Here is a 25486-nt window from a genome sequence, read left to right as displayed (position 1 = left end):
GTCGATTGTCTCCGCTTGCTCGGCTCGCGGCGCTCAGTGCCACATATCCGGTTTTTCGTTCTTCCGCTTGGTGACGAACTCGGTCAGCGCCTCGTCGATCGCGGGATCGAGCGGCGGCGGCTGATATTCCTGCAGCAGCCGGCGCCAGCGCGCATTGGCGCGCTGGTTGGCGTCGCGCTCGCCCTCGTCGCGCCACTGCTCGAAGGAATTGTTGTCGGCGGTGTCGGAATCCCAGAACGCCGTCTCGTAGTTCGCCAGCGTGTGGGCGCAGCCGAAGAAATGCTTGCCGGGGCCGACCTCGCGGAAGGCGCCCAGCGCCATCTGGTTCTCGTCGAGCGACATGCCGGCCATGTAGGTGTGGAGCGAAGCGCAGTAGTCGGCGTCGAGAATCATCTTCTCATAACCCATGGTGAGCCCGCCCTCGAGCCAGCCCGCGGCGTGGAGAATGAAGTTGGCGCCACATTGGACGGCGGAGAGCATCGAGACCGTGCTTTCCGTCATGGCCTGGCCATCGGCGATTTTCGACGAGGTGAAGGCGCCCGAGCAGCGCAAGGGGAGCTCCAGCCGGCGCGCGAGCTGGCCGATCACGAGCGAGCCCAGCGCGGGCTCGGGCGTGCCGAAGGTGGGCGACCCGGAGCGCAGCGCCATCGAAGAGAGGAAATTGCCGAAGATCACCGGCGCGCCGGGCCGCACCAGCTGGGTGAGGGCGCAGCCCGCCATGGTCTCGGCCAGCGATTGCGCGATGGCGCCGGCCGTGGTGACGGGGCCCATGGCGCCGCCGAGGATGAAGGGCACCACCACCGCGGCCTGGTTGGCCCTGGCATAGGCGCGGAGCGCGTTGGTCATAGTGGCGTCGAACACCAGGGGCGAGTTGGCGTTGATGTTGCCGAGGATGACGCAGTTGCGATCCACGAACTCGTGGCCGAACACGATCCGCGCCATCTCGATCGAATCCTCGGCCCGGTTCTCGGCCGTGACCGAGCCCATGAAGGGCTTGTCGGTCAGGCGCAGATGCGACGAGACCATGTCGAGATGGCGCTTGTTCACGGGGATATCGACCGGCTCGCAGATCGTGCCGCCAGAGTGATGCAGCCACGGGATCATGTAGGCGAGCTTCACGAAATTCTCGAAATCCTTGAGCGTGCCGTAGCGACGTCCGCCTTCGAGATCGCGCACGAAAGGCGGGCCATAGGCCGGCGCGAAGATCACCTGATTGCCGCCGATGGTGACGGAGCGGGCGGGGTTGCGCGCATGCTGGACAAAGCTCTTCGGCGCGGTCTTGAGGATCTGGCGCAAGAGGCCCGGTTCGAAACGCACCAGCTCGCCTTTGACGTCGGCGCCGGCGGCTCGCCAGAGCCGGAGCGCCTCCGGATCCTCGCGGAACTCGATGCCGACTTCCTGGAGGATCACGTCGGCCGCGGTCTCGAGGGCCACGAGCCCTTCCTCGCTCAGCAGGTCGTAGGTCGGAATGCGGCGCTCGACCCCGGCGATGAGCGCGGCCGCCCGCTGGCTCTGGCTGCGCTGGCGCTGCCGGGCGGTCCGCCCACCGCGTCCGCGCCCTGTGGCCGTCTCGGAAGCTGGATCTGCGGTCATGGCCTGTCGCCCTTTGCCAAGTTCGGTCGGAGGATGGCGCGCTCCGCGCTTTGCATAAGTTTATCAGGGATATAATCTGGCTGTGATCCTGAAAATTCTTCGATTTTGAACAAGTCTGGCTTATGCAAGATCTTCGCCGTCTGCTGCAGTCGCCCTCGGCCCTGCTCGCCTTCGAGGCGGCCGGCCGGCTCCAGTCCTTTTCGGGCGCCGCGGCCGAGCTCAACCTGACGCAGGCCGCGATCAGCTATTCGATCAAGCGGCTGGAAACGGCGCTGGGCGTGACGCTCTTCACCCGCGCGCACCGGTCCGTGACCCTGACCGAGGCGGGCGAGCGCTTCTTCCATGACGTGTCGCTCGGGCTCGCTCATATCCGGCGCTCGGCCGACGCGATCCGGCGCGAGCGGGAGCCCGGCCATGTGACGCTCTCGGTCTCGACCGCCTTCGCCAGTTACTGGATGGTGCCGCGGCTTGCCCGCTTCCATGCCGCCCTGCCTCATATCGATCTGCGGCTGCAGACGGTCGACAAGGATATCGACCTCGCCCGCGAGGCCATGACGCTAGGCGTCCGGCGCGGCGACGGCAACTGGCCCCAGTTCGAGTCCGTCCTGCTTGCCCGCGAGGAGATCTTCGCCGTCGCCAGCGCCGCCTATGCCGCCGCGATCGGCGCGCCGGTGCCGGCCGCGCGCCTGCCGGAGCTGAAGTTGATCCATCTGGACGAACCCTACCGGCCGCGCCCGAGCTGGACCGACTGGTTCACGGCGCAGGGCGTGCGCTGGAGCGATCGCGGCGAGGGCCTGCGCCTCAACGACTATGCGCTGGTGCTGCAGGCGGTGCTCGAGGGCGAGGGCATTGCCATGGGCTGGCGCCACATCACCGAAGGCATGATCGCGCGCGGCTCGCTGCGGCGGGTGTGCAACGAGAGCTTCGTGTCGACCGAGGATTTCCATGTGGTCTGGCCGAAGGGTGCTTCCCTGGCGCCGGATACCGCCCAGGTGCGCGACTGGCTGCTGGCGCAGGCAGGAGCCAGTTGAACGTCGCTTTCGCTCTTTTTTTCCTCTCCGCCCGCCCCATAGCATCTCTCCCCCACTTTCGTGGGGGAGAGGAAGGAAGTAACAGAAAACCGCCTACAGCTTCGGCCGATATTTCCGCCAGGGCCGCGCCTTCTCGAAGGCCGCGGCGGCCTGGAACACGGTGAGATCGTCATAGGGCCGGCCCACGATCTGCAGGCCGATCGGCACGCCGGACTTGGCGAAGCCGCAAGGCACGGTCGCGGCCGGGAGCTGGCTCAGCATGTTGAACGGGAAGGTCATGACCCAGCCGATTTCGGATTCGACCTTCTTGCCGTTGATCTTGAGGGAGCGATCGACCGGATTGTAGTTGGCGGGCTGCGCGGGGATCGCGAGCGTCGGACAGAGCAGGACCTGGCAACGCTTCAGGACGGGGGCCAGCTTCGCCCACATATCCGCGCGCAGATTGAGACTGTCGGCATAGGTCAGACGTTTGGCGAGGTCGGTGCGCGGCGTGTTGGCGCGGATATAGTTCGTCAGTAGTTTTCGTTTATGCATCGGCAGCAGATGCGCCGGCTCGAAATCGTTCTCGCGCGCATGGGCGAGAAAGCCCAGCACGATATCCTTGCTCCAGCCGAGTTCGACCTCCTCGATCTCGGCCCCCGCCTCGCGAAAGGCCTCGAGCGCGGCGCGCGTCGCCTTGGCCACCTCGGGATCGACCTCGAAGCAGCCCAGGTCGGGCGAGTAGGCCACCCGCCAGCCCTTGATCTTCTCGTAGCGATCGGGATAGCGCAGCTTCTCCCTGACCGAAGTGATGTCGCGTGGATGCTGGCCGGCAATCACGTTCATCATCAGCGCCGCATCGGCGACCGACCGGGTGATCGGACCGAAGACGGCATAGCCGTTCAAGTTCCAGGGCTGCGAATGCGGAACGCGCCCGGCCGGCGGCTTATAGCCGAACACGCCGCAACTCGAGGCCGGCACGCGGATCGAGCCCGCATAGTCGCTGCCGTCCGAGAGCACCGTCATGCCGGCCGCGACCGCGGCGGCTCCGCCGCCGGTCGAGCCGCCGGAATTGTAGCGCGTGTTCCAGGGATTGCGCGTGATCCCCCAGAGCCGCGAATGGGTGATGCAGGAGGCGGCAAATTCGGGGTTGGTGCTGCGTCCGATCAGGACGGGCTTCGCCTTCAGCATGCGCTCGACGAAGAGCTCGGTGACCTCGTCGACATTGCGCTTGTGGAGCAGGGATCCGAAGGTCGTGACATAGCCCTTGATCTGGTGGATGTCCTTGATCATGAGCGGCACGCCCTCGAAGGGCCGGGTCGGCCGGCCGGTCGCGTAGCGCTTCTCGGCATTGCGCGCCTGGATCAGCGCCTGGTCGAAGAAGGTGTAGGTGAAGGCGTTGACCTTGCCGTTCGCCTTGTCGAACTGCGCCTCGACGGCCTTCAGCAGCTCGACCGGCGACAGCTTGCGCGCCTTGAACGCGGTAATCGCCTCGGTCGCGGTGATGAAGGCGAGATCCTTGTCGGCCATGCTTCCTCGAGGGTGAAACCGACTATATCTTCGGCCGGTGCTGGCGCCAGGGGCGCGCCTGCTCGAAGGCGGCGGCGGCCTGGAAGACGGTGAGATCGTCGAACGGCCGCCCCGCGATCTGCAGGCCCACCGGCACGCCCGACTTGCCGAAGCCGCAGGGAACGGTCGCCACCGGCAATTGCGGCAGCATGTTGAAGGGGAAGGTCATGCACCAGCCGATCTGCGGCTCGACCTTCTTGCCGTTGATGGTGAAGCTGTCGTCGAGCGGATCATGCTCGGCCGGCACGCTGGGCACGGCCAGCGTCGGGCTCAGCAGAATCTGGCAGCGCTCGAGGATCGGCTCGAGCTTGTCATACATCGCGGCGCGAATCGTGAGGCTCTGCGCATAGCTGGTGCCCTTGGCCAGGAACTTGCCTTTGCGATTGCGGATATAATCGCAGAGCAGCGCCCTCTGCTTGGCCGGCAGTTTGTCGAAAGGCGCGAACTCGTTCTCGCGCACATGGGCGATGAAGCCGCGCACCACATCGTCGGTCCAGCCGAGATCGACCTCCTCGACCTCGGCGCCGGCCTCGCGGAAGGCGTCGAGCGCCGCGCGCGTCGCCTTGGCGACGTCAGGGGCCACGGGATAGAAGCCGAGATCGGCGGAGTAGGCGACGCGCCAGCCCTTGATCGGCTTGTATTGGGAAGGATAGCGCAGCTTTTCCCGGACCGAGGTCAGGTCGCGCGGATCGTGGCCGGCCATGACATTCATCATCAGCGCCGCGTCGGCGACCGTGCGCGTGATCGGCCCGATCACCGCATAGGGGTTGAGATACCAGGGCGGGGAGGTGGGGATGCGCCCGAAAGGCGGCTTGAAACCGAACACGCCGCAGGCCGAGGCGGGAATCCGGACCGAGCCGGCATAGTCGCTGCCATCCGACAGCACCGTCATCCCGGCCGCGACCGCGGCGGCACCGCCGCCGGTCGAGCCGCCGGAATTGAAACGCGTGTTCCATGGATTCCGGGTCGCGCCCCAGAGCCGCGAGTTGGTCACGCAGGCCGAGGAGAATTCGGGGCAGGTGCTGCGGCCGATGACGGCGGGGCGCGCGCGCATCATGCGCTCGACGACATATTCGGTCTCGCCGTCGACATGATCCTTATAGAGGAGCGAGCCATGGGTCGTGACCTGGCCCTTGATGGCGAACTCGTCCTTGATGACGAGCGGCACGCCCTCGAAGGCGCGCGTCGGCTTGCCGGCGGCGTAATTCGCCTCGGCTTTCTTCGCCTGAATGCGGGCCTGGTCGAACGAGGTCTGGGTGAAGGCGTTGATCTTGGGATTGGCGGCGTCATGCCGTGCGATCACCGCATCCAGCAGTTCGACCGGCGACAGGCTCCTGGCGCGAAATTTCGCGATCGCCTCGGTCGCACTGATGAAGGCCAGATCCTGGTCGGCCATCGACTCCCCCGCCCTCGAGAGCTCGTCGGAACGTCCTTGTCGGAACGCCCGCAGCCGGATCCCTCGACTCGCCATGCTCCGCCCGAGCCGCATCGGTTGAGCGCGGCGAGATTATCGCGCTAAACCCTTGGATTCAATGACAGTGTAAACGATTGCGAGGGCCGGTGCCGGCAGCGGCGCCCAGATTGATATGTAGCACTACAATCAAGCCGTGCGCCCGTCTTCCGGTTTGCGACCGTTGATGAGCAGACGCAGGAGTCCAATGGCCGCCACCAGCGCCCAGACGCTTTCCAGAATGACGAAGGGCAGGAAATCGATCAGCCAGGAGGACAGGCCGGCGAGACCCGCGCCCAGAAAGTTGAGCCCGAGATAGATCGCGTTCTCGCCACGCAGCACCTTCAGCAGGTTGAGCAGGAAGGCGACGAGCAGCAGCGCCACCCCGATGAAGCCGATGGTTTCGGAAGAGAGGAGGTCCATGGGCGGATTCCTTGCGGAAGAGGAAAGGCTGTGACTCGGGAATTACTGCATTGTCGAGCTTTATGCTCACCCCTCCCCCAGCCCCCTCCCGCAAGGGGAGGGGCTAGGTTGGCGTGGATCGCGTTCTAAGCTTTGAAGAAGCGCGAAGCGATCACATCAAATCAGGGGTAGGGGGAGGGGTTGTCTCAGAATGGCGTGCGATGCGGATATTGCTCCGCGTCACTTAATCCCGTGCCGCTGGCGCCAGTCGACCGGGAAGACGGCGTAGCAGACCGTCGATTTTTCGCCCTCATAGCGCAAAGGGGTGTTCTCGGGGATCCAGATCATGTCGCCGGGGGTCGCGTCATAGACGTCCTTGCCGACGCGCAGCCGGAAGGTGCCCTCGAGCACCACGATCATCTCGTCATAGAGCACGGTCCACTCGATCGAGCAGCCGTCGAACTGCGCCAGTCCGGCACCCAGCGTCTTGCTGAGATCGGGACCGATGATCCGGGCGATGCTCCCCGTGCCGGTCTTGGCGCCGAAGTCGTCGAACTTCATCTCGCTGCGCTTGAAATGCTTCACGCCGGTCATCGGGATCCCCTGTGGTTGGAATGCAGGCGCGGGGATGATGGCGGGTGACGACGGCCTTGTCACCCCGGCAGGCTTCCGGGCAGTGGAGGAGGCTTATTCCGCGGCAGCGGGATGGCGGGTGGAGACGAGGGGCAGGCCCAGCGCCTTCCAGGTTTCGGTCATCGCGGTCGCCAGCGCCGCCATATGGTCGTCGCTGTGGAAGGGAGTCGCGGTGAAGCGGAGCCTCTCCTCGCCGCGCGGCACGGTCGGATAATTGATCGGCTGCACATAGATCGCATGCTCGTCGAGCAGCCGGTCGCTCGCCTGCTTGCAGAAATGCGCGTCGCCCACCTTGACCGGCACGATATGGCTTTCCGACGCCATGACCGGCAGGCCGGCTTCGCCCAGCACCCGCTTGAGGCGTTGGGCGCGCTCATGCAGGCGCACGCGTTCGATCCCGCTGCCCTTGAGGTGGCGGATGCTGGCGACCGCGCCGGCCGCGACCGAGGGCGCCATCGCGCTGGTGAAGATGAAGCCCGGCGCGAAGGAGCGCACGAAATCGATCGTGGCTGCCGAGCCTGCGATGTACCCGCCGACCACGCCGAAGGCCTTGGCCAGCGTGCCTTCGATCACCGTCAGGCGATGCATCATCCGGTCGCGCTCGGCGATGCCGCCGCCGCGCGGGCCATACATGCCCACCGCATGGACCTCGTCGAGATAGGTGAGGGCGCCATGGCGCTCGGCCACGTCGCAGATCGCGCCGATCGGCGCGATATCGCCATCCATGCTGTAGACGCTCTCGAAGGCGACGATCTTGGGCCGGGTGGGATCGGCACGACCCAGCAGCTCGTCGAGATGCGCGACGTCGTTATGGCGGAAGATATGCTTCTCGGCGCCCGAATGGCGGATGCCCTCGATCATCGAGTTGTGATTGAGCGCGTCGGAGAAGATCACGCAGTTGGGCAGCATGCGTCCGAGCGTGGAGAGCGTCGCCTGGTTCGAGACATAGCCCGACGTGAAGACCAGCGCCGCGTCCTTGCCGTGGAGGTCGGCCAGCTCGCGCTCGAGCACGACATGATAGTGATTGGTGCCGGAAATATTGCGGGTGCCGCCGGCGCCGGCCCCGCAGCGCTCGATCGCCTCGGTCATGGCGGCCAGAACCGCCGGATGCTGGCCCATCCCGAGATAGTCGTTCGAGCACCAGACGGTGACATCCTGGATGCGGCCGTCGGCCCGGAATCGGCGTGCGCGCGGGAATTGGCCGGCGCAGCGTTCGAGATCGGCGAAAACCCGGTAGCGCCCCTCGCGCTTCAGATCGTCGACCTTGGTCTGGAAGAAGCTCTCGTAATTCATTGAATTCCCGCCCGGCGCTGCCGCTGGACCACCGTGTCCGGCGACCCTTTCGGATGCCGGTCAATCTGCCCGGCTCTCTTGGCCAATTTATGGCGCTCTTTGTCGCAGGTTTGTCCGGGCGGTCAAAGCCGCATTTTGTCGCCCTGGCAAAGGCTTGTGATTCCAGAAGTGGGCTGGCCAAAAGGGGTTGCCAAGAGGATGGACATGCTGGAATCGGACAGTCTTGCGGCCGAGTTCAGGGGGCCGACTCGGTGGCGGTCAGGCGGCGCGACGGGCCGGCAGCGAGCGTAGCTGGGCCTGGAGCAGCCCCAGCACCACCAGGGCCGTTCCCGCCAGCTGGAGCCAGGTCGGCAACTGGCCCATCAGCGCCAGAACCAGAATTGTGACAATCGGCATCAGATTGAGGAACAGCGCCGCCACCACGAGTCCCAGCCGCTGCACCCCGAAATTCCAGAACAGCATGGCGAGCGTAATGCCGCCGACCGCGATCCAGAGCACGAGCCCGACATCGAGTGCGCCCCGCGGCGGCCCCGGCGAGAAGCTCGAGAGACCCAGGAGAGCCGCGAGCAGGTAGAAGGCGATGATCATGGCCACCCCGGGCCCGAGGGTCGCGGTGGTGATGCGCAGCTGCGACCAGCCCGTCAGCCAGCGCTGGGCCGCCAGGGAGTACCAGCTCCAGAGGAACATGGAGACGAGGATCAGAGGCTCACCGCCGCGCACGGCGAAGGGATTGCCCGCATTCGCCGGGTCCCAGGTCGCCAGGATGCAGCCCAGCACGGCCAGGGCGATCGCCGGAAACATCCGCCGCTCGATCGGATAGCCGAAGCAGACCCGCCCGACCAGGGCGGCCACCGCTGGCGAGGTCGCGTTGATGATCGCGACCATGATCGGGTTGGAGGTATCGATTCCGGCATTGTAGAGCGGGCCGAACAGCCCGGCGCCGGCGGCGCCCAGGACCCAAAGCCGCCAGGTTTCGACCGGAGCGCCCGTGCGGCGCACCGCCGGCTCGCGCCATTGGAACACCAGCCAGAGGGTGATGTAGCCGATGCCGAAGCGTAAGACCGAGACGAACCAGAAGTCCCAATGCTCCATCAGGACGGCCGTCGCCGGGATATTGGTGGCCCAGGCGAGGATGACGAAGAGAAGCGCCAGATTCGGGCGAAGCATGGGGGTGACGGGACCTGGGAGGACGGGGACGCCGAGGCTCGTCATAGCGCCATTTGGGGGGAAGGCCGGCGGCCATGTTGCCGACCCCTGCCTGACTGGTCAATAAATGGAGGTCACAAAAGAAGCCCCGCCCGGCCGACCATGGCCCGTGGGGACCGATTGCAGGGAGACCTCGCCCATGGCCTACGAAACGATCCTGTTCGAAATGCGCGGGCCGGTCGGCCTTCTGACGCTCAACCGGCCCGACAAGCTCAACGCGATCAATGGGAAGATGGTCCAGGAGGTCAACGGGCTGCTCGATCGCATCGAGCGCGATCCCGAGGTGCGGGCCCTGGTCGTCACCGGCGCCGGCCGCGCCTTCTCGGCGGGCTTCGATTTGACCGAAGGCGCCGACCGGCCCTGGAACACCGTCGGCGATGTACGGCCGGTGCTGCAGGCCGATTTCGACTTCGTCATGCGCTTCTGGCACAGCCCGTTGCCGACCGTGGCCGCGGTCAAGGGCTATGCGCTGGCCGGCGCCTGTGAGCTCGCCATGGCTTGCGACATCACCATCGCCGCCGCCGGCGCGCGCTTCGGCGAGCCCGAGCTGCGCTTCGGCAGCGGTATCATCGCGCTCCTGATGCCCTGGCTCTCCGGTCCCAAGCGGACCAAGGAGGCGCTGCTGACCGGCAACGACAAGATCTCGGCCGAGGAAGCGCTGGCCATGGGGCTGGTCAACCGGGTCGTGCCCGAGGGGGAGGAGGTGAAAGCCGCGCTGGCCATTGCCCGGGAAATCGCGATCAATGACCGCGAGAAGGTCCGGCTCACCAAGCAGGCCATCAACCGGACCTACTCGATCATGGGATTCGAGCAGGCCCTGGAGATGGGCCTCGATACCGACGTGCAGATCGAGGCGCTGCAGACGCCCGAAGGCAAGACATTCCGCGAGATCCGCCAGCGCGAGGGCCTCAAGGCCGCGCTCGCCTGGCGCGACGCCCGCTTCGACAAGAAGGAATGAAGCCGGCTTTCGACCGACAAGAAGAAACATCCGAGGGAGGACCCGCATGAACGACCATAGCCCGCGCCACAACGAGCCGCTGCGCCCGATCGATTCTTCCGTCATCCCGCGCTTCGCCGGATTGGCGACCTTCATGCGCACGCCCTATCGGCCGAGCGCCGTTGGCCTCGATATCGCGCTCGCGGGCGTGCCCTTCGATCTGGGCTCGACCAATCGTGACGGTCCCCGTCATGGGCCGGCCCAGATCCGCGAGATGTCGCGGCTGATCCGGCAGGTGAATCCGACCACCCGCGTCGCCCCCTTCGATCTCTGCCAGGTGGCCGATGTCGGCGACGCGCCGGTCAATCCGCTCGATGCGGCCGGCAGCATCGACAAGATCACCGAGTTCTTCTCCGAGATCGCGAAGGCGGGCGCCGCCCCCGTCTCGGTCGGCGGCGACCATACGGTCACGCTCCCGATCCTGCGCGGCATCGTGAAGAACGGCCCGGTCGGTTGCGTCCATTTCGACGCCCATGCCGATACGCTGGACGAGCTGCTGGGCTCGCGGATCAATCACGCCACGCCGTTCCGCCGCGCGGTCGAGGAGGGGATCATCGACCCGAAGCGCACGATCCAGATCGGGCTGCGCGGCACGCGCTACAGCGACGACGACATCCAATACGGCTACGACGTCGGCATGCGCGTCATCACTATGGACGATTTCGACGAGATGGGACGCAAGGCGGTCGTGCAAGAGGTCCATCGCGTCGTCGGGCAGCATCCGACCTATGTGACGTTCGACATCGACGGGCTCGATCCGGTCTTCTGCCCGGGCACGGGCGCGCCGGAGCCGGGCGGGCTGACCATGCGCGACGCGCAGGTCGTGCTGCGCGGGCTGATGGGGCTGAACCTGATCGGCGGCGATGTCTGCGAGGTCTCGCCGCCGCTCGACCCGCAGGGGCATACCGCCCTCAACGGCGCCAATCTGATGTTCGAGATCCTCTGCATCGTCGCGGATTCGGTGGCGCGGCGAAAAGCCGGACGCTGATGGCGACGGCCGCGCCGCACGGCGCGGCCGCCTCGCGCGATTGATCGAAGGATATATTGCCGCAGGCCTGCGTCGCGGTGCGCCGGAGGCGTATCTTTTTCTCGCGGCAGCGGCGGGAAGTGATTGTCTTGTCAGCAATTATCCGCACGCCGCGTTGTGCCGACCGCAACGGTGATGCGCAGCCGGCACATGGCAGCGTCGCTGCCGTACCTAACCAAATGTTTATTGCCCCGGGTCATCTTGCGACCAGTTGGACGGAGGCAAGGCGATACGCCGCGGTCTTCGTCCCTTGGTGTTTCGATCACGCGGGGACTTCCTTCTATGTCTATTGGCAATGCGATCAACAAGCTTCCGATTGGCCTGAAACTCCTCCTGCCGGTGATGCTGGCCCTGATCGTCGCGCTCAGCGCGTCGGCCTGGCTCACGGCGTCCAAGAGCGGCGCCATCGCCAAGGATCTGGCGCTGGAAGCCGGCAAGCAGCAGGCCGACGGCATCGGCTCCGACGTCGAAAAGACCTTCGCGGCCGCCTTCGGGACGCTCGATACGCTGCGCGGCAGCTTTATCGAGCTGCGCAAGCAGGGCATCACCGACCGTCAGGCCTACGTCAACATGCTCAAGGCGGCGCTCGCGGATAATCCCAGTTTCTTCGGGACCTGGACCGGCTGGGAGCCGAATGCGTTCGACGGCAAGGATGCCGAGTTCGCCAATACCGGCGGCGTGAACGACAGCACGGGCCGTTTCGTGCCCTATGTCGTGCGGTCGGGCAGCAGCATCTCCTTCGAGCCCTTGAAGGACTATGACAAGCCGGGCGCCGGCGACTATTACCAGCTCGCCTTCAAGAGCGGCGAGCCGCAGCTCCTCGAGCCCTACAGCTACGACGCGGCCGGCCAGACCGTCATCATGACCAGCCTGGTGCTGCCCATCGTCATCGACGGCAAGACCGTCGGCGTGATCGGGCTCGACATGTCGCTCGACCAGATGGCCGAGCAGCTCAAGGCGATCAAGCCCTACGGCACCGGTTCGGTCTCGCTGATCTCGAACCAGGGGGCGTGGGCCGCCTATGCCAAGACCGAGCAGATCGGCAAGCCCATTGTCGATACGGACAAGGAACTCGCCGTTGTCCTGCCGGACATCGCCGCGGGCAAGCTCCACACCCGTCAGGCCTTCTCGATCTCCCTGAACACGGATGTCATTCGCGTGTTCCAGCCGATCAAGAGCGACGCCGACAAGTCGCCCTGGTCGCTGATGGTCAATCTGCCGCTGGACAAGATCATGGCGCCCGTGACCGAGCTCACCTACTACACGGTGGGCGCGGCGGGCGGTGCTGTGCTGCTGCTGGCGCTCGTGATCTTCCTCCTGACCCGTTCGCTGGTGACCAGGCCGGTCGGCAGCCTGACGGGTGCCGTCAGCATGCTCGCCGAAGGCAACACGGCCATCGAGGTTCCGGCCACCAAGCGCGGCGACGAGCTGGGCGTGATGGCGCGGGCCGTCGAGTTCTTCCGCCAGAAGCTGATCGAGATCGAACAGCTGCGCGAGAAGCAGAAGCAGGCCGAGATCGAGGCGGCGCAGGCCCGCCGCAAGGGCATGCTCGAGCTGGCCGACAGTTTCGAGGCCAGCGTCAAGGGCGTGGTCCAGTCGGTCTCGTCGGCTGCGACGGAGCTGCAGGCAAGCTCGCAGAGCATGGCCTCGATCGCCGAGGAGACCACGCGCCAGAGCGCGGCGGTCGCGGCGGCGACGCAGCAGGCCTCGGCCAGCGTGACCACCGTGGCGACGGCCTCGGAGGAGCTCTCGGCCTCGATCGGCGAGATCAGCCGGCAGGTCAGCGACAGCTCGACGGTCGCGCGCAGCGCGGTCGACGAGGTGAGCCGGACCGGCCAGACCGTCGAGACCCTGGCGCAGGCGGCCGAGAAGATCGGCGGCATCGTCCAGCTCATCAACGAGATCGCCAGCCAGACCAATCTGCTTGCCCTCAACGCCACGATCGAAGCGGCTCGCGCCGGCGATGCCGGCAAGGGCTTCGCGGTGGTGGCCTCCGAGGTGAAGAATCTGGCGACCCAGACCGCGAAAGCGACCGAGGAGATCTCCGCCCAGATCGGCTCCATGCAGACCGTGACCAAGGATGCGGTCGGCGCCATGCAGAAGATCCGGACCACCATCGACCGTGTGAACGAGATCGCCTCGGCGATCGCCTCGGCCGTCGAGGAGCAGTCGGCGGCGACCAAGGAAATCTCGGGCAATGCCACCCAGGCGTCGCAGGGCACCGACGAGGTCACACGCAACATCTCGGGCGTGTCGCAGGCGGCGGCCGACGCCGGCCATGCGGCGTCTCAGGTGCTGAGCGCGTCGTCGGATCTCTCGCGCCAGTCGGAAACGCTCCGTCAGGAGGTCGACAGCTTCATTCGGAGGGTTCGCGAAGGGTAATCGCTTCCGGGGGTCCTGAAGCAAGGTCCGGCGACGCGTCCTCGCGTCGCCGGGCTTTTGCCTTTCCGGGCGGACCGAGCCCGCGCCAACGGGGATACCATGTTCGATTTTTCCATACCGACGGCGATCGCATCCACGATCGGCATTGCCCTGGTCGTGACCCTGACGATGCTGCAACTGCGGCTCGCGACCGGCCGGCCGGAGTATGGCTATTGGACATTTGCCTACGTCTGCTATTTCCTCCGCCAGGTCACGCAGTTCCTGCTCGCAACCGGCCTGATCTCCTTCGCCGCCGGTCCCGATATCCTGGTCGCGCTGTATTTCGGGTTCGTCTGGTGCGGCGTCCGCACCTTCCTCGGCAAGAACCGCCATCCGGTCGATGTGATGGCCGCGGTTGGCGTCGTTTCGATCTGGTCGGTCTTCGCGCGGCTCGATCAGATGCCGTTCCTGTGGGCTACGCTCCCGATCTACCTGGTCGGCATGGCCGTGATGGCGCATCTGGCCTATGAGTTCTGGCGCCGCCGGTCGCTGCCCCATGGCGAGGGCCTTGCGATTCTCGGCGTCCTTTTCATGCTGCGCGCCGTCCATTTCGGCAATTACCCGTTCCTGCGCCATGTCGAGTGGTTCGCGCCCTGGGGCTTCTTCCTCAGCGCCTGGCTCGATATCGCCATCGGTGTGACCCTGCTGGTCACGGCGCAGCGCCGAGAGAAACACAAAGCCCAGCGTCTCGCCGGATCGCTCCAGTCCGAGAACGAATTGCGCCGCGAAACCGAGAGTCGGCTGCGCGAGGCCAACGAGACCTTGAGCGAGTTCGCGGCAAGGCTCGAGATCGAGAAGGATCAGGCCAAGGCCGCCAATCGCGCGAAAAGCGAGTTTCTCGCCAATATGAGCCACGAGTTCCGCACGCCGCTCAACGCCATCATCGGCTTCGCCGAGATCCTGGTCGCCGCCAAATCCAAGGGTCTCGACCGGGAGGCAAACGATTACCTCAACCACATCCTGGTCAGCGGCAAGCATCTCAACAAGCTGATCTCGAGCATCCTCGATCTCTGCCGGCTGGAAGCCGGCCGTTGGCCGATCGAACCCCGCATCCTCGATTTCAGCGCGCTGCTCAAGGAGGGCGTCGGCATGCTGGCGCCGGAGATTGAGCAGAAGCGGTTGCAAGTGACGGTCGATGCCGATCCCGCCGACAGCCGTCTGCTCAGCGATCCCACGGCCTTGCGGCAGATCGTGATCGGCATCCTGGGCAACGCCATCAAGTTCACGCCGGAAGGCGGCCGGATCGCCTTGACCTTGAAGCGCGATCCGCGCGGCAGCACGACGCTCGTAATCGCCGACACGGGCATCGGCATCGCGGCCGAGGATCTGCCGCGGATCTTCGATCTGTTCTGGCAGGGCGACGCGTCGCTGACCAAACGCTATGAGGGCGTGGGCGTCGGTCTCCCGCTCACCAAGCGGCTGGTCGAGATGCTGGCCGGCCAGATCTGGGTTTCGAGCGTGCCGGGGCGCGGCACGACCGTGACGATCGAGCTGCCGGAATGCGGGCCCGGTGTGGCGCCGTCGAAGCCCGGTCCGATCCCGGCCGGCATCGTCGCCGACCTGCATCGCCTGGCGGCGGCCTATCCGAGCGAGGAAGCCTTCGGATCGGTGGCGCGCGCCGAATCGCCGGCGGGTGGCGCCGCGGCCCCGACCGCGCGCCGCGCATCGCTCTGATCCGCCTCAGCCGGCGGTGATCTCTTCGGGTTCTTTTGCCGCCGCGGCAGGCCGGGGCGAGACGCGGTGCTCGCGGATCGAGATATAGACTCCGCTGCCGATCAGGATCGCGATACCGACCCAGGTCCAGCGGTCGGGGAAATCGCCGAAGACCAGATAGCCCACCGTGACGGCGCCGATCATCTCGGCATAGGAGAAGGGCGACAGCATGGAGGCTTCGCCGCGCTCATAGGCGAGGATGACGAGCCAGTGCCCGAGGGCCGCGATCGCCCCCAGCGCCACCATCAGGCCCCATTGCTCGAGCGTGGGCGGCACCCAGAAGAACGGCACGACCAGGCTGGTGCCGACCATGCCCAGCAGTGCCGTATAGGCGAGCGTCACCAGGGCCGGGGCCGTCCCGGCCAGGCGTCGCGTGATGATGACGTAGAACGCATAGATCAGCCCCGTGCTGATGCCGAAGAGGGCGGCAGGCTGGAACACGCTGAGTCCGGGGCGGATGATCACGAGGGCCCCCAGCAGTCCCACGCCGACCGCGCTCAGCCGCCGGATGCCCACCTTCTCTCCCAGCAGGAACGGTGACAGCAGGGTGACCGTCAGCGGCGAGACGAAGCTCAGCGCCAGGGTATCGGCGATCGGCATGTAGGCGACGCCGGCAAAGAAAAGGAAGGTCGAGGCGGTCAGGCAGAGGCCGCGCAGGACCTGAAGCCCCGAGCGCGCCGGCAGCAACTCGCGGGTCCGGTGGCGGGCCAGGAAGGCCGGCGCCAGCCACAGCACATGGAAGGTGAAGCGCGCCCAGGTGATCTGCCACAGCGACATGTCGTGGCTCAGATGCTTCGCGATCGCATCCATCAGCGGCAGGATCGCCATGGCGCCCAGCAGCAGGAAGATCGCCTGCATCCGATGCTGGGTCGGCAGTGTGCTGGGGGTCATCGCGGAGAGCCGGTCAGGATTGCTGGTAGGCGGCCATGATTTCCGATGCGAGGCCCATCTCGCGCACGCGTCCGCCCTCGAGCCAGATGGCCTTGTTGCAGAGCTCCGCCAGCAACTGCGTGTTGTGCGAAGCCACCACCAGGATCTGGGTGCGTTGGATCAACCGCTGCATTCTCTCGGCCGCCTTCTTGGCGAACTGCGCGTCGCCGACGCCGATGACTTCGTCGAGCAGAAGCACGTCGGGCGCCACGCAGGTCGAGACCGCGAAGGCGAGGCGCAGCCGCATTCCGCTCGAGTAGGTCCTGAGCGGCAGGTGAATATGGTCGCCCAGCGCCGCGAACTCGATGATCTCCTCCATGCGCGCGCTGATCTCATCCGGGCTCATGCCGAGCAGGCGGCCGCGCATGGTGACGTTTTCCTCTCCGGTCGCGTCCTCCTCCATCCCGAGGCTCAGATCGAGCAGCGCCGCGATCCGCCCTTCGATCCGGACCCGGCCATAGGCCGGCTCGTAGATCCCGGCCAGCACCGAGAGCAGCGTCGATTTGCCGGCGCCGTTGCGGCCGACCAGCGCGACATGGTCGCCGGCATTGAATTCGCAGGTGATTTCCCGCAGCGCATGCACCAGGATCTGATGGCGCGGGCCCGGCGCGACGCGGCTGGAAGGAAGCAGCCTTGCCTTCAGGGAGCGGGATCCCGCGCTATAGACCGGCAGGTCCACCGAGACCTGGTCGAGTTGGATCCGCGCCATGTCGTTCAAACCCAGTAGGTGATGCGGGCGCGAAAGCGCACGAACATGAGGAAGCCGGCCAGGCCGCCGGCGACCAGCATTCCCAGGACCGCCAGCCAGTTCAGCAGCGAGGGCGCCTCGCCGAGGAAGCCTGACCGCATGATGCCGACGAAGTGGGTGGCGGGATTCAGATAGAGCAGGTCGCCCGCCTGGCCCAGATGGGCCGGCGCATAGAGGACCGGGGTCAGGAAGAAGGTCAGCTGCAGCAGGCTGGTGACGATCGGGATCAGGTCGCGGAATCGCGATGCGACCATGCCCAGCACCAGGCCGAGGATCACGCCGGCCGCCGCCGTCGCCATCACCGCCGGGATGAGCATCAGCGTCCAGAGGGTCGGGCGAATGCCGCAGACGGCGAGGATGATCAGCACCACCGGCAGGTTATGGGCGAAGACCATCAGATCGCGCCAGACCATGGCGAGGACGAAGGTGCTTTTCGGCAGCCGCATCTGGCGCAGAAAGCGCGTGGCCGCGATGAAGACGTTGCAGCCGTCGGAAACGAAGGAGGCCAGCAGCAGCCAGGTGACGTAGCCGGTGGCGACGTAAGGCATGAAGCTGCGCAAGCTGGTGCTCGCCAGCTGCGAGAACACTCCGCCGACCAGCAGGATGAAAATCGCCATGCTGAGGGTGATCCAGAACGGCCCCAGCAGCGAGCGATGATAGCGCCGCCGCAGTTCGCTCCAGCCCATGAGGGCCGAGATCCGCCAGGTGACCACGCCATCGCGGATGTCCGCGAAGGCGGTCGCAAAGGCGGCCCGGCTCCAGGCATGCGCGTGCCCGCTCATGAGGATGACGGGGAGCGACTCGGTGCCCGAGCCCATGGCGGGGCCTTCGGGTGCGCCCCGGCGAGGCGGTATCGGATCGGACATGGACAGGCGGTTCCCCGCGCAACGGTAGCGGACGGGCCAGACCCTAGGGCCTTGAACCGGTCGCGGCAAGCTGCCGTCGAGGCGCGAGGGAAGAGAGCCGGAGCGCGGCCTAGGCCGGAAAGGGTGGCTGGTTCCAGCCCTTGGGCGAGAGCGTGAAGATCTCGAATCCGTTGGCGGTGACGCCGATGCTGTGCTCGAACTGGGCCGAGAGCGAGCGGTCGCGCGTCACGGCGGTCCAGCCGTCGTCGAGCAGCTTCACCTCGAAGCGGCCGGCATTGATCATCGGCTCGATGGTGAAGAACATGCCTTCGCGCAAGGCGGGGCCGCTGCCCTTGCGGCCGAAATGAAGCACGCTCGGCGCGTCGTGGAAAACGCGACCGATCCCGTGCCCGCAGAAGTCGCGGACGACCGAATAGCGATGGCCCTCGGCGAAGCTCTGGATGGCATGGCCGATATCGCCCAGCGTGGCACCCGGACGCACCACCTCGATGCCGCGCATCATCGCCTCGTAGGTCACCTCGCACAGGCGCCGCGCCTTCACGCCGGTCTCGCCGACATAGAACATGCGGTTGGTATCGCCATGCCAGCCATCGACGATCGTCGTCACGTCGATATTGAGGATGTCCCCGTTCATCAGCTTCTTGTCGCCGGGGATGCCGTGGCAGACCACGTGGTTGATCGAGGTGCAGATCGACTTCGGAAAGCCGCGATAATTGAGCGGCGCTGGGATGGCGCCATGGCCGACGATGAAGTCGTGGCACAACCGGTCCAGCTCGCCCGTGGTCACGCCCGGCACGACATGAGGCGCGATGAAATCCAGGGTTTCGGCGGCCAGCCGGCCCGCGACGCGCATGCCGGCGAAATCCTCGGGCCCGTGGATCTTGATTCGGCGTTCTTCGGGGCGCCAGTCATGGGCAACATCGTTCGGGGTCATGGCGGGCGGGCGTTTTTCCGGGGCTGAGGCGGTTCGTGCCGGGATCGGCGGAGCAACCGTCCCGCATGGGACTGCATCCGATTTCGGAGGCGCGGGCGGTTCGCTGGCCCCAATTAATGGCGGTGGGCGGAGATTTGCAAGGGTCGGCACCCTGAGGCTGGCACAGGGCTGGCCTGCGTCCCTTGCTAAAAGTTGTTAGAACGCTGGATTCGGGTGTCTTTAACCCCATATTTCGATAAGGCCCCCAATGCTGCCACGAGGGGCAGGGGTGGGTTTCGTTGCGGTCGGCGTCCCGCCATTGCTAAGGTCGAGATTATCTTCACGGTCCCCCAGGCCGTAATGCCCGGGTTCGCTCGAGGTCGGGCGGCTCCGGATTACCATCAAAGGTCGTTGTCATGCGTTTTCTGGTCCTGGCGCTCCTGTTCTTGGTCACGGGCTGCTCGGAGTTTCCGTTGCCCAGCTGGGCACGCAGCGACGATACCTCCACCAGCAAATATGTCGGCACCAACGGCGGCACCAATGTGGCGGCGCCGGCCGATGACCTGGGGTCCTGCCAGGAGCAGGCCAACGCGATCATCAAGCGCGACGAGGCGATCGACCAGGACATCGCCAATCAGGACACCAATACAGACCTGCAGCAGGGCATCGGTGACCTGAACAAAAATCTGAGCCTTTACAATCGGAAGAACCGCTACGATCGGATCGTCGACGATTGCATGGCGGCGCGCGGCTATGACGCCCAGAACCCCAACGCCAAGCCGGTCCAGGTCGAGCAGGGCGGCAGTGCCGCGACTTCGCCCGCGACCGCGCCCGCACCAGCGCCCGAATTGACTCCGGCACCGTCCTCGGGGATCAATCCGAACCTGCCGACCTATCCCTGAGCGGCAGAGTCGTCCCCCTTTAAGGCTGCCCCCGGCGTCATGTCCCAGGATTCGCCTTCGGTACCCGCCGCGACCGCCGCGGTTCTCATCATCGGCAACGAGATCCTGTCGGGTCGGACCCAGGACGTGAACCTGGCCTATCTGGCCAAGGAGCTGAGCGCGCTCGGCATTCCCGTGCGCGAGGCCCGGGTCGTCCCCGATATCGAGGCCGAGATCGTCGCGGCGGTGAATGCCGTTCGCGCCCGCTACACTTACGTCTTCACGACCGGGGGCATCGGTCCTACCCATGACGACATCACTTCGGGCTGCGTCGCCAAGGCTTTCGGCGTCGAGCTGGTGCTGGATCCCGAGGCCGTCGCCCTGTTGCGCCGCCACTATACCGGCGACCAGTTGAACGAGGCCCGGCTGCGCATGGCGACCGTGCCCAAAGGCAGCCGGTTGATCGAGAACCCGGTCTCGACGGCGCCGGGATTCCAGATCGGCAACGTCTATGTGCTGGCGGGCGTGCCGGCGATCATGCGCGCCATGTTCGACGGGCTCAAAGACGGGCTCAAGGGCGGCCCCCCGGTCTCCTCGCGCACGGTCAGCACCTATCTGGGCGAGGGCGTGATCGCGCAGGCCCTGGGCGCGCTCCAGCAGCGTTTCCCCAAGGTCGATATCGGCAGCTATCCGTTCTTCCGGCGCGGCAAGTTCGGCACCAGCCTGGTCGCGCGGGGCACCGACGAGGCCGAGCTCGACCAGGTCGCGGAGGGCCTGCGGGCCCTGATCCGCGACGAGGGCGGCGATCCCTTCGAGGGCGAGATCAGCTGACGCCGGGCGGCGGCTCCGACCGGTCCCGCGCCGCTGGCTGGGCCTGCCTCACGAAATTCTTCGCCAGCGCGTGATAGACGCCTTCCGGACAGATGAGCCGCGACGCGCTCGAGGCGATGAGGGCCGTCGCCATGAGCGGCACCATCATGGCGTGATTGTCGGTCATCTCGGTCACGATGACGAAGGCCGTGATCGGCGCCTGCACCACGCCGGCGAAATAGGCCACCATGCCGAGCAGAATCATCACGCCCACCGGCACGCTGGTGAAGATCGCGCCGAGATTGATGCCGATGCCGCCGCCGATGGCGAGCGAGGGCGAAAAGATGCCGCCCGGGATGCCGCTGATGGAGGTCAGGATCGTCGCCGCGAGCTTGAGAATCGCGAAACTCCAGGGCAGGGCTGTACCGTCGGCAAGGACGGACTTGATCTGCTCATAGCCGGTGCCGAAGGTGGTATCGCCCGAGGCCATGCCGCAGAGCGCGACGCCGACACCGCAGAGCACCGCGAAGACCACGGGCTGCCGCTTGATCCATCCGCCGATCCTGCCGGGCAGCCCGCCGGCCAGCAGCACCAGGATCCGGCTGAAGATCCCGCCCATCAGGCCGCCGACCACGCCGCAGACCGGGACGGCCAGCCATTCGGCCGCGGTGTGGAGCATGTCCGAGTTATGTCCGAAATAGCTGTAGTCGCCGAGCAGCGCCGTCGCGGTCAGGCCGGCGGCGATGACCGCACCGATGACGAGCCCGCTGGTGCGCAGCTCGAAGGCGCGACTCAGTTCCTCGATGCCGAACACGATGCCGGCAAGCGGCGTGTTGAAGGCCGCGGCGACGCCGGCCGCGGCCCCGGCGAGGATCAGCCCCGGCTGGCGGCGAGGCGAAAGCCGGCCCAGCGCGAACATGATCGACGCCCCGACCTGGACGGTCGGTCCCTCGCGGCCGGCCGAGGCGCCGCAGAGCAGCCCCAGCAGCGTCACCAGGATCTTGCCGATCGCGATCCGGATCGAGACCAGCGCGTGACGCTGGTCGTAGCCCTCGAGTTCGCGGGCTGCGATGGCCTGGGGAATACCGCTGCCCTGCGAGTTCGGAAAGAAGCGCAGCGTCAGATAGACGGCCAGTCCGAACCCGGCCGGCGTTACGATCAGCGACGCGTAGCGCCATTGCTGCAGCAACTGGTGGAACGCCAGCTGGGCCCTGTCGGCCAGCAGGGTCAGCATCACCGCCACGGCGCCGACGGCGACGCCGCCCAGCAGGAACAAGGCGCGCCGCCGCCAGCGGGCTGCGAGCGCCTTGAGATGCCGGATATGTCGGGCGGAGAAGAGGGTCACGGTGCTCGTGTTGCGGCAAGCCGTTGGAGAGGCCCATCTTCGCCTCAACCGGCCCTCGAACCAACGATCTTCTGGCCATAACGCGATTGGGGCCTGAGCCTCAAGACTCGCTGTTGGCGTCGGAGCCGCAAAGCCGACTAGAATCGATGTCCGTCCGAGGGAGGCCCTGTTGGCAGCGACCGCTTCAGGAACCCGCGTGGCCTTGCTGTCGCATTGCCTCGCGAACCAGAACGCCAAGGTGGACGAGTACGCGCTCTGCCCCGGGATGGTGACGCCCGTCGTCGCCATCCTGAAGGAGTTCGGCTATGCCATCCAGCAGATGCCATGCCCCGAGATGGCCTTCCTCGGTGTCAATCGCTGGTGGCAGGTGAAGGAGCAGTACGACACCCCGGGCTTTCGCCGCCATTGCCGCGCGCTCGCGCAATCGGTCGCGGACCTGCTCGAAGAGCGCGTCGCGAAAGGCTGCCGGGATCTGGTGCTGATCGGCGTCGATGGCAGCGGCTCGAGCGCCGTGACCTTCACGGGCATCGGTCCTGCCTGGGGCGGCCGGCCCGAGGATATGAGCTGGGAGGTCGTGCCCGGCAAGGGCGTCTGGATCGAGGAGCTGGAGCAGATCCTGGCGGAGCGCGGGCTTCCCATGCCCCGCAGTTTCGGCGTTGCCATGGAGCTGCCGGGCTTCACCATGGCGCAGGCGATGATCGAGTTTCGGCAATTCCTCGACCGGGGCGGCGAGGGCTCGCATGCGCAACAATGATCCGCGCTCGCGCTGCATCGCGATCCTCCCCGACGCGCTGGTGAACGGCCATCTGCTGGCGCCGGGCGATCCACGGCGCGAGCCCCTTTTGCGGGCCTTCGCGCTCCTGGACGATGCCGGTTTCGGTATCGTCCAATTGCCGCCGAACGATCTCTCGGTCGAGCGGGCGCGCGCCTCGCTCGACTTTGCGCTCGACCAGGTCGCGGATTACCTCAAGCACGGCTATCGAATCCTTCAAGTCGAGATGGGCGCTCCGCCCGCCTGGCGATCCTATCTTCGGCAGGAAATCCGCCGCCCCGCCGTGGCCGGCATCGAGAGTTTCCAGCTGCGGGCCGACGAGGCGGGGTTGCAGGCTTTCGCGGAAAGGCTGGCTGCGATCCGGCGGGCGGCCGGCCCATCGTCGGCCTCGGCCGTCGGTTAGGACCGCGGCCTCATTCCGCCTTGTGCCGGCGGGGTCCTGGCGACTAGCCTCGGGCCGGTCTGCCCTGGACGGCGCGCGGCCCGCTTGGCGAAATTGGGAGACGCAAGGGACTTAAAATCCCTTGCGTCCACAGGTTTTCCTAAGTGTTCGATTTGAAGCGAAAAATTCTGGCGACCAATGGTTCCAGCGGCGCGCGAAACAAATCCGGACCAGAAAGTGTTCTCGGCCGAGAGATATCTGTAAGAAGTTGAATAGAAAAGGGTTTTCCATCTATTTTTAGCAATCCCTCTATCCGCTAGCGCATGGAATGTTGGCACATTTGGTCAATGTTGCGGCATGTTGCAGATTGATGCGGCCACCAATGTGCGGGCGTGGCGGAATTGGTATACGCACACGACTTAAAATCGTGAGCCGATAGGCATACGGGTTCAAGTCCCGTCGCCCGCACCATCGCTATAATCGAACATGAGATCGGATTGTATGAGTGTTCTCTCGTCGAGAGAACTATCTGAAGAATGAGGGGCACAGTTTGAAGGTCTCGATTTTCCGAGTAACCACGATTTTTCTTATCGTCGCGATTGTGACCTTCTTAGGTACGTTTATCGGATGGGCGCTCTCGCCTGGGAATGTCGCAGCGCCGTCGGTTGCGTCTGAAGTTCTGGGATCGATTTTCGAGATTTTGATATTTCCAGTTTTGGCTTTGCTTCCCTATTCGGTGGCAAACCAGCATTTCAGCGCTACGCTGATTCTAAACTCCTGTCTTTGGGGAGCTGCTGGGGTTCTTACCCTTCTGGGAATCGCATATTTGCGGGCTAGGGGACGGGCTAGGGCGTGATTCGTGTTTGACGGTGATCGACTGAAGTCGATTAACACTGCGCCGTAGGAGGAATGACAAACGCCGATTGAAACAGGATGACCATGACTCCAGAGGACAGGAAAAGTCTGCTCGTGGATTTTAATGGCAATCCCCCGGCAACGCCGGCTTCGCTTCGATTGTTCGAAATGACGGCGGGGCTGGCGTTGCCTCAAGACTATGTCGATTTTCTTCGGTACGAGAACGGCGGTGAAGGGTTCATCGGCAGCGCGTATCTCATCCTTTGGCGTGTGGAGGAGCTACTTGAGTTAAACAGGGCCTACCAAGTCACAGATTATGCGCCTGGTTTGCTTCTGTTTGGCTCAGATGGCGGAGGTGAAGCTTTTGCCTTCGACAGACGCTCTGATATTGCGCCTGTTGTGCTCGTTCCATTCGTTGGAATGGATCTGAAATTGATCCGCCCCTTGGCTTCGACCTTCACGGCATTCCTTGAAGCGATGCCGCGACTCTCGATCTGACAGAAAGTCATTGGCCAGGCTGCATGAATTGCAGGCGTGGCCGGTGGGCATTGGTTTGACATCGGCTCGGGTAGACACTCACTATTTTGGCACGAGGAGACTTCCGACGCCTAAGCCTAGGAGATAAAAATCCCCTGCGGTCGTACTTGTTGCGGCGCTGTTGCGGCCCATCCTTGTTGCGGTTACACCTCAGCAAGAAAAGGCCGGCAAACACTAGAGATTTCTCTGTTTGAGAGGACTTAAAATCCCTAGGCCCGAAAGGGCTGTGCCGGTTCAAGTCCGGCAGCGGGCACCAGCCGACCCGATAGGCGGCCCACGTCGGAAAGACTCCCCCGACGGTTATTGGCAAGGCGAGGATGTATCGTCACGCCGGCTCCTGTCCGATCTGCGAGACGGCGGTCACGTTCGCCTCCGGCAACGCGTGGTATCGCGACAATCTTCGCTGTCCGCTGTGCTGGTCGGTGGTGCGCGAACGGGCCCTGGCCCTTGCGCTCGACGCGGTGGCACCCGACTGGCGCGGGCTCGCGATTCATGAATCTTCGCCGGCCCGCCGCGGCATCTCGGTCAAGCTCCGGCGCGAGGCGCCCGGCTATGTCGCTTCGCAATTCTTCCGCTTCGGATGCCTCGAGGCGATGCTCCGCGGCGGCCGGCATGAAGACCTGGCCGCGCAGAGGTTTCCCGATGGGCGCTTCGATCTCGTGATCGCGCTCGACGTGATGGAGCATGTGTTCGAGCCGGCCAAGGTCTATCGCGAGGTCTATCGGACCTTGAAGCCCGGCGGCTATTGTCTGCTGACATTCCCAATCGACAAGAACCAGGCCGAGGCGGCGCGCCGGCGCGCGGAGCGTACGAAGCTGGGATTTGTCCGCCATCTCGTCGAGCCGCCCCAATATCATGGCGGCTCGATCGGTCGGGCGCGCGCCCTGGTCACCTTCGACTATGGCTATGCGATCGGGCACCAGATCCCGAAATGGGCGCCCTTCGAGGTCGACATCCGGCATTTTCACGACGAAGATCATGGGATCCTCGGGGAGTATACGGATGTCGTGATTTGCCGCCGCCCCGCATGAGTGTTCCGGACCGGGTTCGCGCAGGGGACGGGATCCTTGAGAGATCGCAACCTTCGAATCCCAGCCAGCGGATGTGGAGTTTCCCGACATGGCCCTCGGATA

The 25486-nt window shown here is 65.5% G+C and carries 23 protein-coding genes and 2 tRNA genes; 13 read left to right on the top strand and 12 right to left on the bottom strand.

Features of this window, described 5'->3' with window-relative positions:
* Positions 1-33: 33 nt before the first annotated feature.
* Positions 34-1593 (bottom strand): trimethylamine methyltransferase family protein, encoded by a 1560-nt coding sequence (locus tag FRZ44_RS18280; RefSeq protein ID WP_151178530.1) that lies wholly within the window; start codon positions 1591-1593, stop codon positions 34-36.
* Positions 1594-1715: 122 nt separating this feature from the next.
* Between FRZ44_RS18280 and FRZ44_RS18275 the strand changes: the two genes are divergently transcribed.
* The gene (locus FRZ44_RS18275; RefSeq protein ID WP_151178529.1) at positions 1716-2624 is read left to right on the top strand and encodes a LysR substrate-binding domain-containing protein; all 909 of its coding nucleotides are present in this window, start codon (positions 1716-1718) and stop codon (positions 2622-2624) included.
* Between the two features lie 93 nt (positions 2625-2717).
* Here FRZ44_RS18275 and FRZ44_RS18270 read toward each other — a convergent pair whose 3' ends face one another.
* The 6 genes from FRZ44_RS18270 to FRZ44_RS18245 all read right to left on the bottom strand — a co-directional run bounded on the left by FRZ44_RS18270 (position 2718) and on the right by FRZ44_RS18245 (position 9117).
* Positions 2718-4133: an amidase gene (locus FRZ44_RS18270; RefSeq protein WP_151178528.1), complete on the bottom strand. Its 1416-nt coding sequence runs from the start codon at positions 4131-4133 to the stop codon at positions 2718-2720.
* Positions 4134-4155: 22 nt separating this feature from the next.
* On the bottom strand, positions 4156-5568 hold the full coding sequence (locus FRZ44_RS18265) for an amidase (RefSeq protein WP_191908171.1): 1413 nt from the start codon (positions 5566-5568) through the stop codon (positions 4156-4158).
* A gap of 204 nt (positions 5569-5772) precedes the next feature.
* Entirely contained in the window at positions 5773-6045 is a 273-nt protein-coding gene (locus FRZ44_RS18260; protein ID WP_191908170.1) for a CBU_0592 family membrane protein, read from the bottom strand.
* A 219-nt stretch (positions 6046-6264) separates the two neighbouring features.
* Positions 6265-6618 (bottom strand): cupin domain-containing protein, encoded by a 354-nt coding sequence (locus FRZ44_RS18255; RefSeq protein ID WP_151178526.1) that lies wholly within the window; start codon positions 6616-6618, stop codon positions 6265-6267.
* Between the two features lie 93 nt (positions 6619-6711).
* Positions 6712-7950 carry a 5-aminolevulinate synthase gene (gene hemA / locus FRZ44_RS18250; protein ID WP_151178525.1) on the bottom strand — a complete coding sequence of 413 codons (1239 nt, stop codon included), beginning with the start codon at positions 7948-7950 and terminating at the stop codon, positions 6712-6714.
* Between the two features lie 258 nt (positions 7951-8208).
* Positions 8209-9117 carry a DMT family transporter gene (locus tag FRZ44_RS18245; protein WP_191908169.1) on the bottom strand — a complete coding sequence of 303 codons (909 nt, stop codon included), beginning with the start codon at positions 9115-9117 and terminating at the stop codon, positions 8209-8211.
* Between the two features lie 178 nt (positions 9118-9295).
* Between FRZ44_RS18245 and FRZ44_RS18240 the strand changes: the two genes are divergently transcribed.
* The 4 genes from FRZ44_RS18240 (at position 9296) to FRZ44_RS18225 (ending at position 15275) form a co-directional block, all read left to right on the top strand.
* On the top strand, positions 9296-10114 hold the full coding sequence (locus FRZ44_RS18240) for an enoyl-CoA hydratase/isomerase family protein (RefSeq protein ID WP_151178523.1): 819 nt from the start codon (positions 9296-9298) through the stop codon (positions 10112-10114).
* A 46-nt stretch (positions 10115-10160) separates the two neighbouring features.
* Positions 10161-11141 (top strand): agmatinase, encoded by a 981-nt coding sequence (gene speB / locus FRZ44_RS18235; protein WP_151178522.1) that lies wholly within the window; start codon positions 10161-10163, stop codon positions 11139-11141.
* Positions 11142-11462: 321 nt separating this feature from the next.
* Positions 11463-13562, top strand: a complete 2100-nt coding sequence (locus FRZ44_RS18230) for a methyl-accepting chemotaxis protein (RefSeq protein WP_151178521.1) — start codon at positions 11463-11465, stop codon at positions 13560-13562.
* Positions 13563-13661: 99 nt separating this feature from the next.
* Entirely contained in the window at positions 13662-15275 is a 1614-nt protein-coding gene (locus FRZ44_RS18225) for a sensor histidine kinase (protein ID WP_151178520.1), read from the top strand.
* Positions 15276-15281: 6 nt separating this feature from the next.
* Here FRZ44_RS18225 and FRZ44_RS18220 read toward each other — a convergent pair whose 3' ends face one another.
* The 4 genes from FRZ44_RS18220 to map all read right to left on the bottom strand — a co-directional run bounded on the left by FRZ44_RS18220 (position 15282) and on the right by map (position 18792).
* Positions 15282-16205, bottom strand: coding sequence for a DMT family transporter (locus tag FRZ44_RS18220; RefSeq protein WP_151178519.1), 924 nt, complete (start codon positions 16203-16205; stop codon positions 15282-15284).
* A 13-nt stretch (positions 16206-16218) separates the two neighbouring features.
* Positions 16219-16953, bottom strand: a complete 735-nt coding sequence (locus tag FRZ44_RS18215) for an ABC transporter ATP-binding protein (protein ID WP_151178518.1) — start codon at positions 16951-16953, stop codon at positions 16219-16221.
* 5 nt (positions 16954-16958) lie between these two features.
* Positions 16959-17858, bottom strand: coding sequence for an ABC transporter permease (locus FRZ44_RS18210; RefSeq protein WP_151178517.1), 900 nt, complete (start codon positions 17856-17858; stop codon positions 16959-16961).
* 109 nt (positions 17859-17967) lie between these two features.
* Positions 17968-18792 (bottom strand): type I methionyl aminopeptidase, encoded by an 825-nt coding sequence (map, locus tag FRZ44_RS18205; protein WP_151178516.1) that lies wholly within the window; start codon positions 18790-18792, stop codon positions 17968-17970.
* A gap of 395 nt (positions 18793-19187) precedes the next feature.
* Between map and FRZ44_RS18200 the strand changes: the two genes are divergently transcribed.
* Both FRZ44_RS18200 and FRZ44_RS18195 read left to right on the top strand, forming a co-directional pair.
* Positions 19188-19673, top strand: coding sequence for a hypothetical protein (locus FRZ44_RS18200; RefSeq protein ID WP_151178515.1), 486 nt, complete (start codon positions 19188-19190; stop codon positions 19671-19673).
* Between the two features lie 39 nt (positions 19674-19712).
* Positions 19713-20483 carry a competence/damage-inducible protein A gene (locus FRZ44_RS18195; RefSeq protein ID WP_151178514.1) on the top strand — a complete coding sequence of 257 codons (771 nt, stop codon included), beginning with the start codon at positions 19713-19715 and terminating at the stop codon, positions 20481-20483.
* Here FRZ44_RS18195 and FRZ44_RS18190 read toward each other — a convergent pair.
* The gene (locus FRZ44_RS18190) at positions 20476-21807 is read right to left on the bottom strand and encodes a chloride channel protein (protein WP_225308328.1); all 1332 of its coding nucleotides are present in this window, start codon (positions 21805-21807) and stop codon (positions 20476-20478) included. The two genes, FRZ44_RS18195 and FRZ44_RS18190, sit on opposite strands and share 8 nt — an antisense overlap.
* 169 nt (positions 21808-21976) lie before the next feature.
* Here FRZ44_RS18190 and FRZ44_RS18185 point away from each other — a divergent pair, with 169 nt between their 5' ends.
* From FRZ44_RS18185 to FRZ44_RS18160, 6 genes are all read left to right on the top strand, one after another.
* Complete coding sequence (locus tag FRZ44_RS18185; protein ID WP_191908611.1) at positions 21977-22561, top strand: hypothetical protein; 585 nt, start codon at positions 21977-21979, stop codon at positions 22559-22561.
* A complete protein-coding gene (locus tag FRZ44_RS18180) occupies positions 22548-22982 on the top strand; it encodes a hypothetical protein (RefSeq protein WP_151178511.1) in 435 nt (144 codons plus the stop codon). The genes FRZ44_RS18185 and FRZ44_RS18180 overlap by 14 nt, the downstream gene beginning before the upstream one ends.
* 365 nt (positions 22983-23347) lie before the next feature.
* Positions 23348-23432 (top strand) — tRNA-Leu (locus FRZ44_RS18175).
* A gap of 462 nt (positions 23433-23894) precedes the next feature.
* Positions 23895-24314, top strand: coding sequence for an SMI1/KNR4 family protein (locus tag FRZ44_RS18170; RefSeq protein WP_151178510.1), 420 nt, complete (start codon positions 23895-23897; stop codon positions 24312-24314).
* Positions 24315-24479: 165 nt separating this feature from the next.
* Positions 24480-24609: transfer RNA gene (locus FRZ44_RS18165), tRNA-OTHER, on the top strand.
* A gap of 61 nt (positions 24610-24670) precedes the next feature.
* A complete protein-coding gene (locus tag FRZ44_RS18160; protein ID WP_151178509.1) occupies positions 24671-25384 on the top strand; it encodes a class I SAM-dependent methyltransferase in 714 nt (237 codons plus the stop codon).
* Positions 25385-25486: the final 102 nt, after the last annotated feature.

The organism is Hypericibacter terrae (assembly GCF_008728855.1).
Classification (GTDB): Bacteria; Pseudomonadota; Alphaproteobacteria; order Dongiales; family Dongiaceae; genus Hypericibacter; species Hypericibacter terrae.
Note: the sequence above shows the minus strand (reverse complement) of the source record. Positions and strands in the feature narration are given on the sequence as shown.

What these genes read in the sequence shown, in the direction of transcription:
- FRZ44_RS18280 (WP_151178530.1), bottom strand. Translation starts at nt 1,593, where the DNA reads ATGACCGCAGATCCAGCTTCCGAGACGGCCACAGGGCGCGGACGCGGT.
- FRZ44_RS18275 (WP_151178529.1), top strand. Translation starts at nt 1,716, where the DNA reads ATGCAAGATCTTCGCCGTCTGCTGCAGTCGCCCTCGGCCCTGCTCGCC.
- FRZ44_RS18270 (WP_151178528.1), bottom strand. Translation starts at nt 4,133, where the DNA reads ATGGCCGACAAGGATCTCGCCTTCATCACCGCGACCGAGGCGATTACC.
- FRZ44_RS18265 (WP_191908171.1), bottom strand. Translation starts at nt 5,568, where the DNA reads ATGGCCGACCAGGATCTGGCCTTCATCAGTGCGACCGAGGCGATCGCG.
- FRZ44_RS18260 (WP_191908170.1), bottom strand. Translation starts at nt 6,045, where the DNA reads ATGGACCTCCTCTCTTCCGAAACCATCGGCTTCATCGGGGTGGCGCTG.
- FRZ44_RS18255 (WP_151178526.1), bottom strand. Translation starts at nt 6,618, where the DNA reads ATGACCGGCGTGAAGCATTTCAAGCGCAGCGAGATGAAGTTCGACGAC.
- hemA (WP_151178525.1), bottom strand. Translation starts at nt 7,950, where the DNA reads ATGAATTACGAGAGCTTCTTCCAGACCAAGGTCGACGATCTGAAGCGC.
- FRZ44_RS18245 (WP_191908169.1), bottom strand. Translation starts at nt 9,117, where the DNA reads ATGCTTCGCCCGAATCTGGCGCTTCTCTTCGTCATCCTCGCCTGGGCC.
- FRZ44_RS18240 (WP_151178523.1), top strand. Translation starts at nt 9,296, where the DNA reads ATGGCCTACGAAACGATCCTGTTCGAAATGCGCGGGCCGGTCGGCCTT.
- speB (WP_151178522.1), top strand. Translation starts at nt 10,161, where the DNA reads ATGAACGACCATAGCCCGCGCCACAACGAGCCGCTGCGCCCGATCGAT.
- FRZ44_RS18230 (WP_151178521.1), top strand. Translation starts at nt 11,463, where the DNA reads ATGTCTATTGGCAATGCGATCAACAAGCTTCCGATTGGCCTGAAACTC.
- FRZ44_RS18225 (WP_151178520.1), top strand. Translation starts at nt 13,662, where the DNA reads ATGTTCGATTTTTCCATACCGACGGCGATCGCATCCACGATCGGCATT.
- FRZ44_RS18220 (WP_151178519.1), bottom strand. Translation starts at nt 16,205, where the DNA reads ATGACCCCCAGCACACTGCCGACCCAGCATCGGATGCAGGCGATCTTC.
- FRZ44_RS18215 (WP_151178518.1), bottom strand. Translation starts at nt 16,953, where the DNA reads ATGGCGCGGATCCAACTCGACCAGGTCTCGGTGGACCTGCCGGTCTAT.
- FRZ44_RS18210 (WP_151178517.1), bottom strand. Translation starts at nt 17,858, where the DNA reads ATGTCCGATCCGATACCGCCTCGCCGGGGCGCACCCGAAGGCCCCGCC.
- map (WP_151178516.1), bottom strand. Translation starts at nt 18,792, where the DNA reads ATGACCCCGAACGATGTTGCCCATGACTGGCGCCCCGAAGAACGCCGA.
- FRZ44_RS18200 (WP_151178515.1), top strand. Translation starts at nt 19,188, where the DNA reads ATGCGTTTTCTGGTCCTGGCGCTCCTGTTCTTGGTCACGGGCTGCTCG.
- FRZ44_RS18195 (WP_151178514.1), top strand. Translation starts at nt 19,713, where the DNA reads ATGTCCCAGGATTCGCCTTCGGTACCCGCCGCGACCGCCGCGGTTCTC.
- FRZ44_RS18180 (WP_151178511.1), top strand. Translation starts at nt 22,548, where the DNA reads ATGCGCAACAATGATCCGCGCTCGCGCTGCATCGCGATCCTCCCCGAC.
- FRZ44_RS18170 (WP_151178510.1), top strand. Translation starts at nt 23,895, where the DNA reads ATGACCATGACTCCAGAGGACAGGAAAAGTCTGCTCGTGGATTTTAAT.
- FRZ44_RS18160 (WP_151178509.1), top strand. Translation starts at nt 24,671, where the DNA reads ATGTATCGTCACGCCGGCTCCTGTCCGATCTGCGAGACGGCGGTCACG.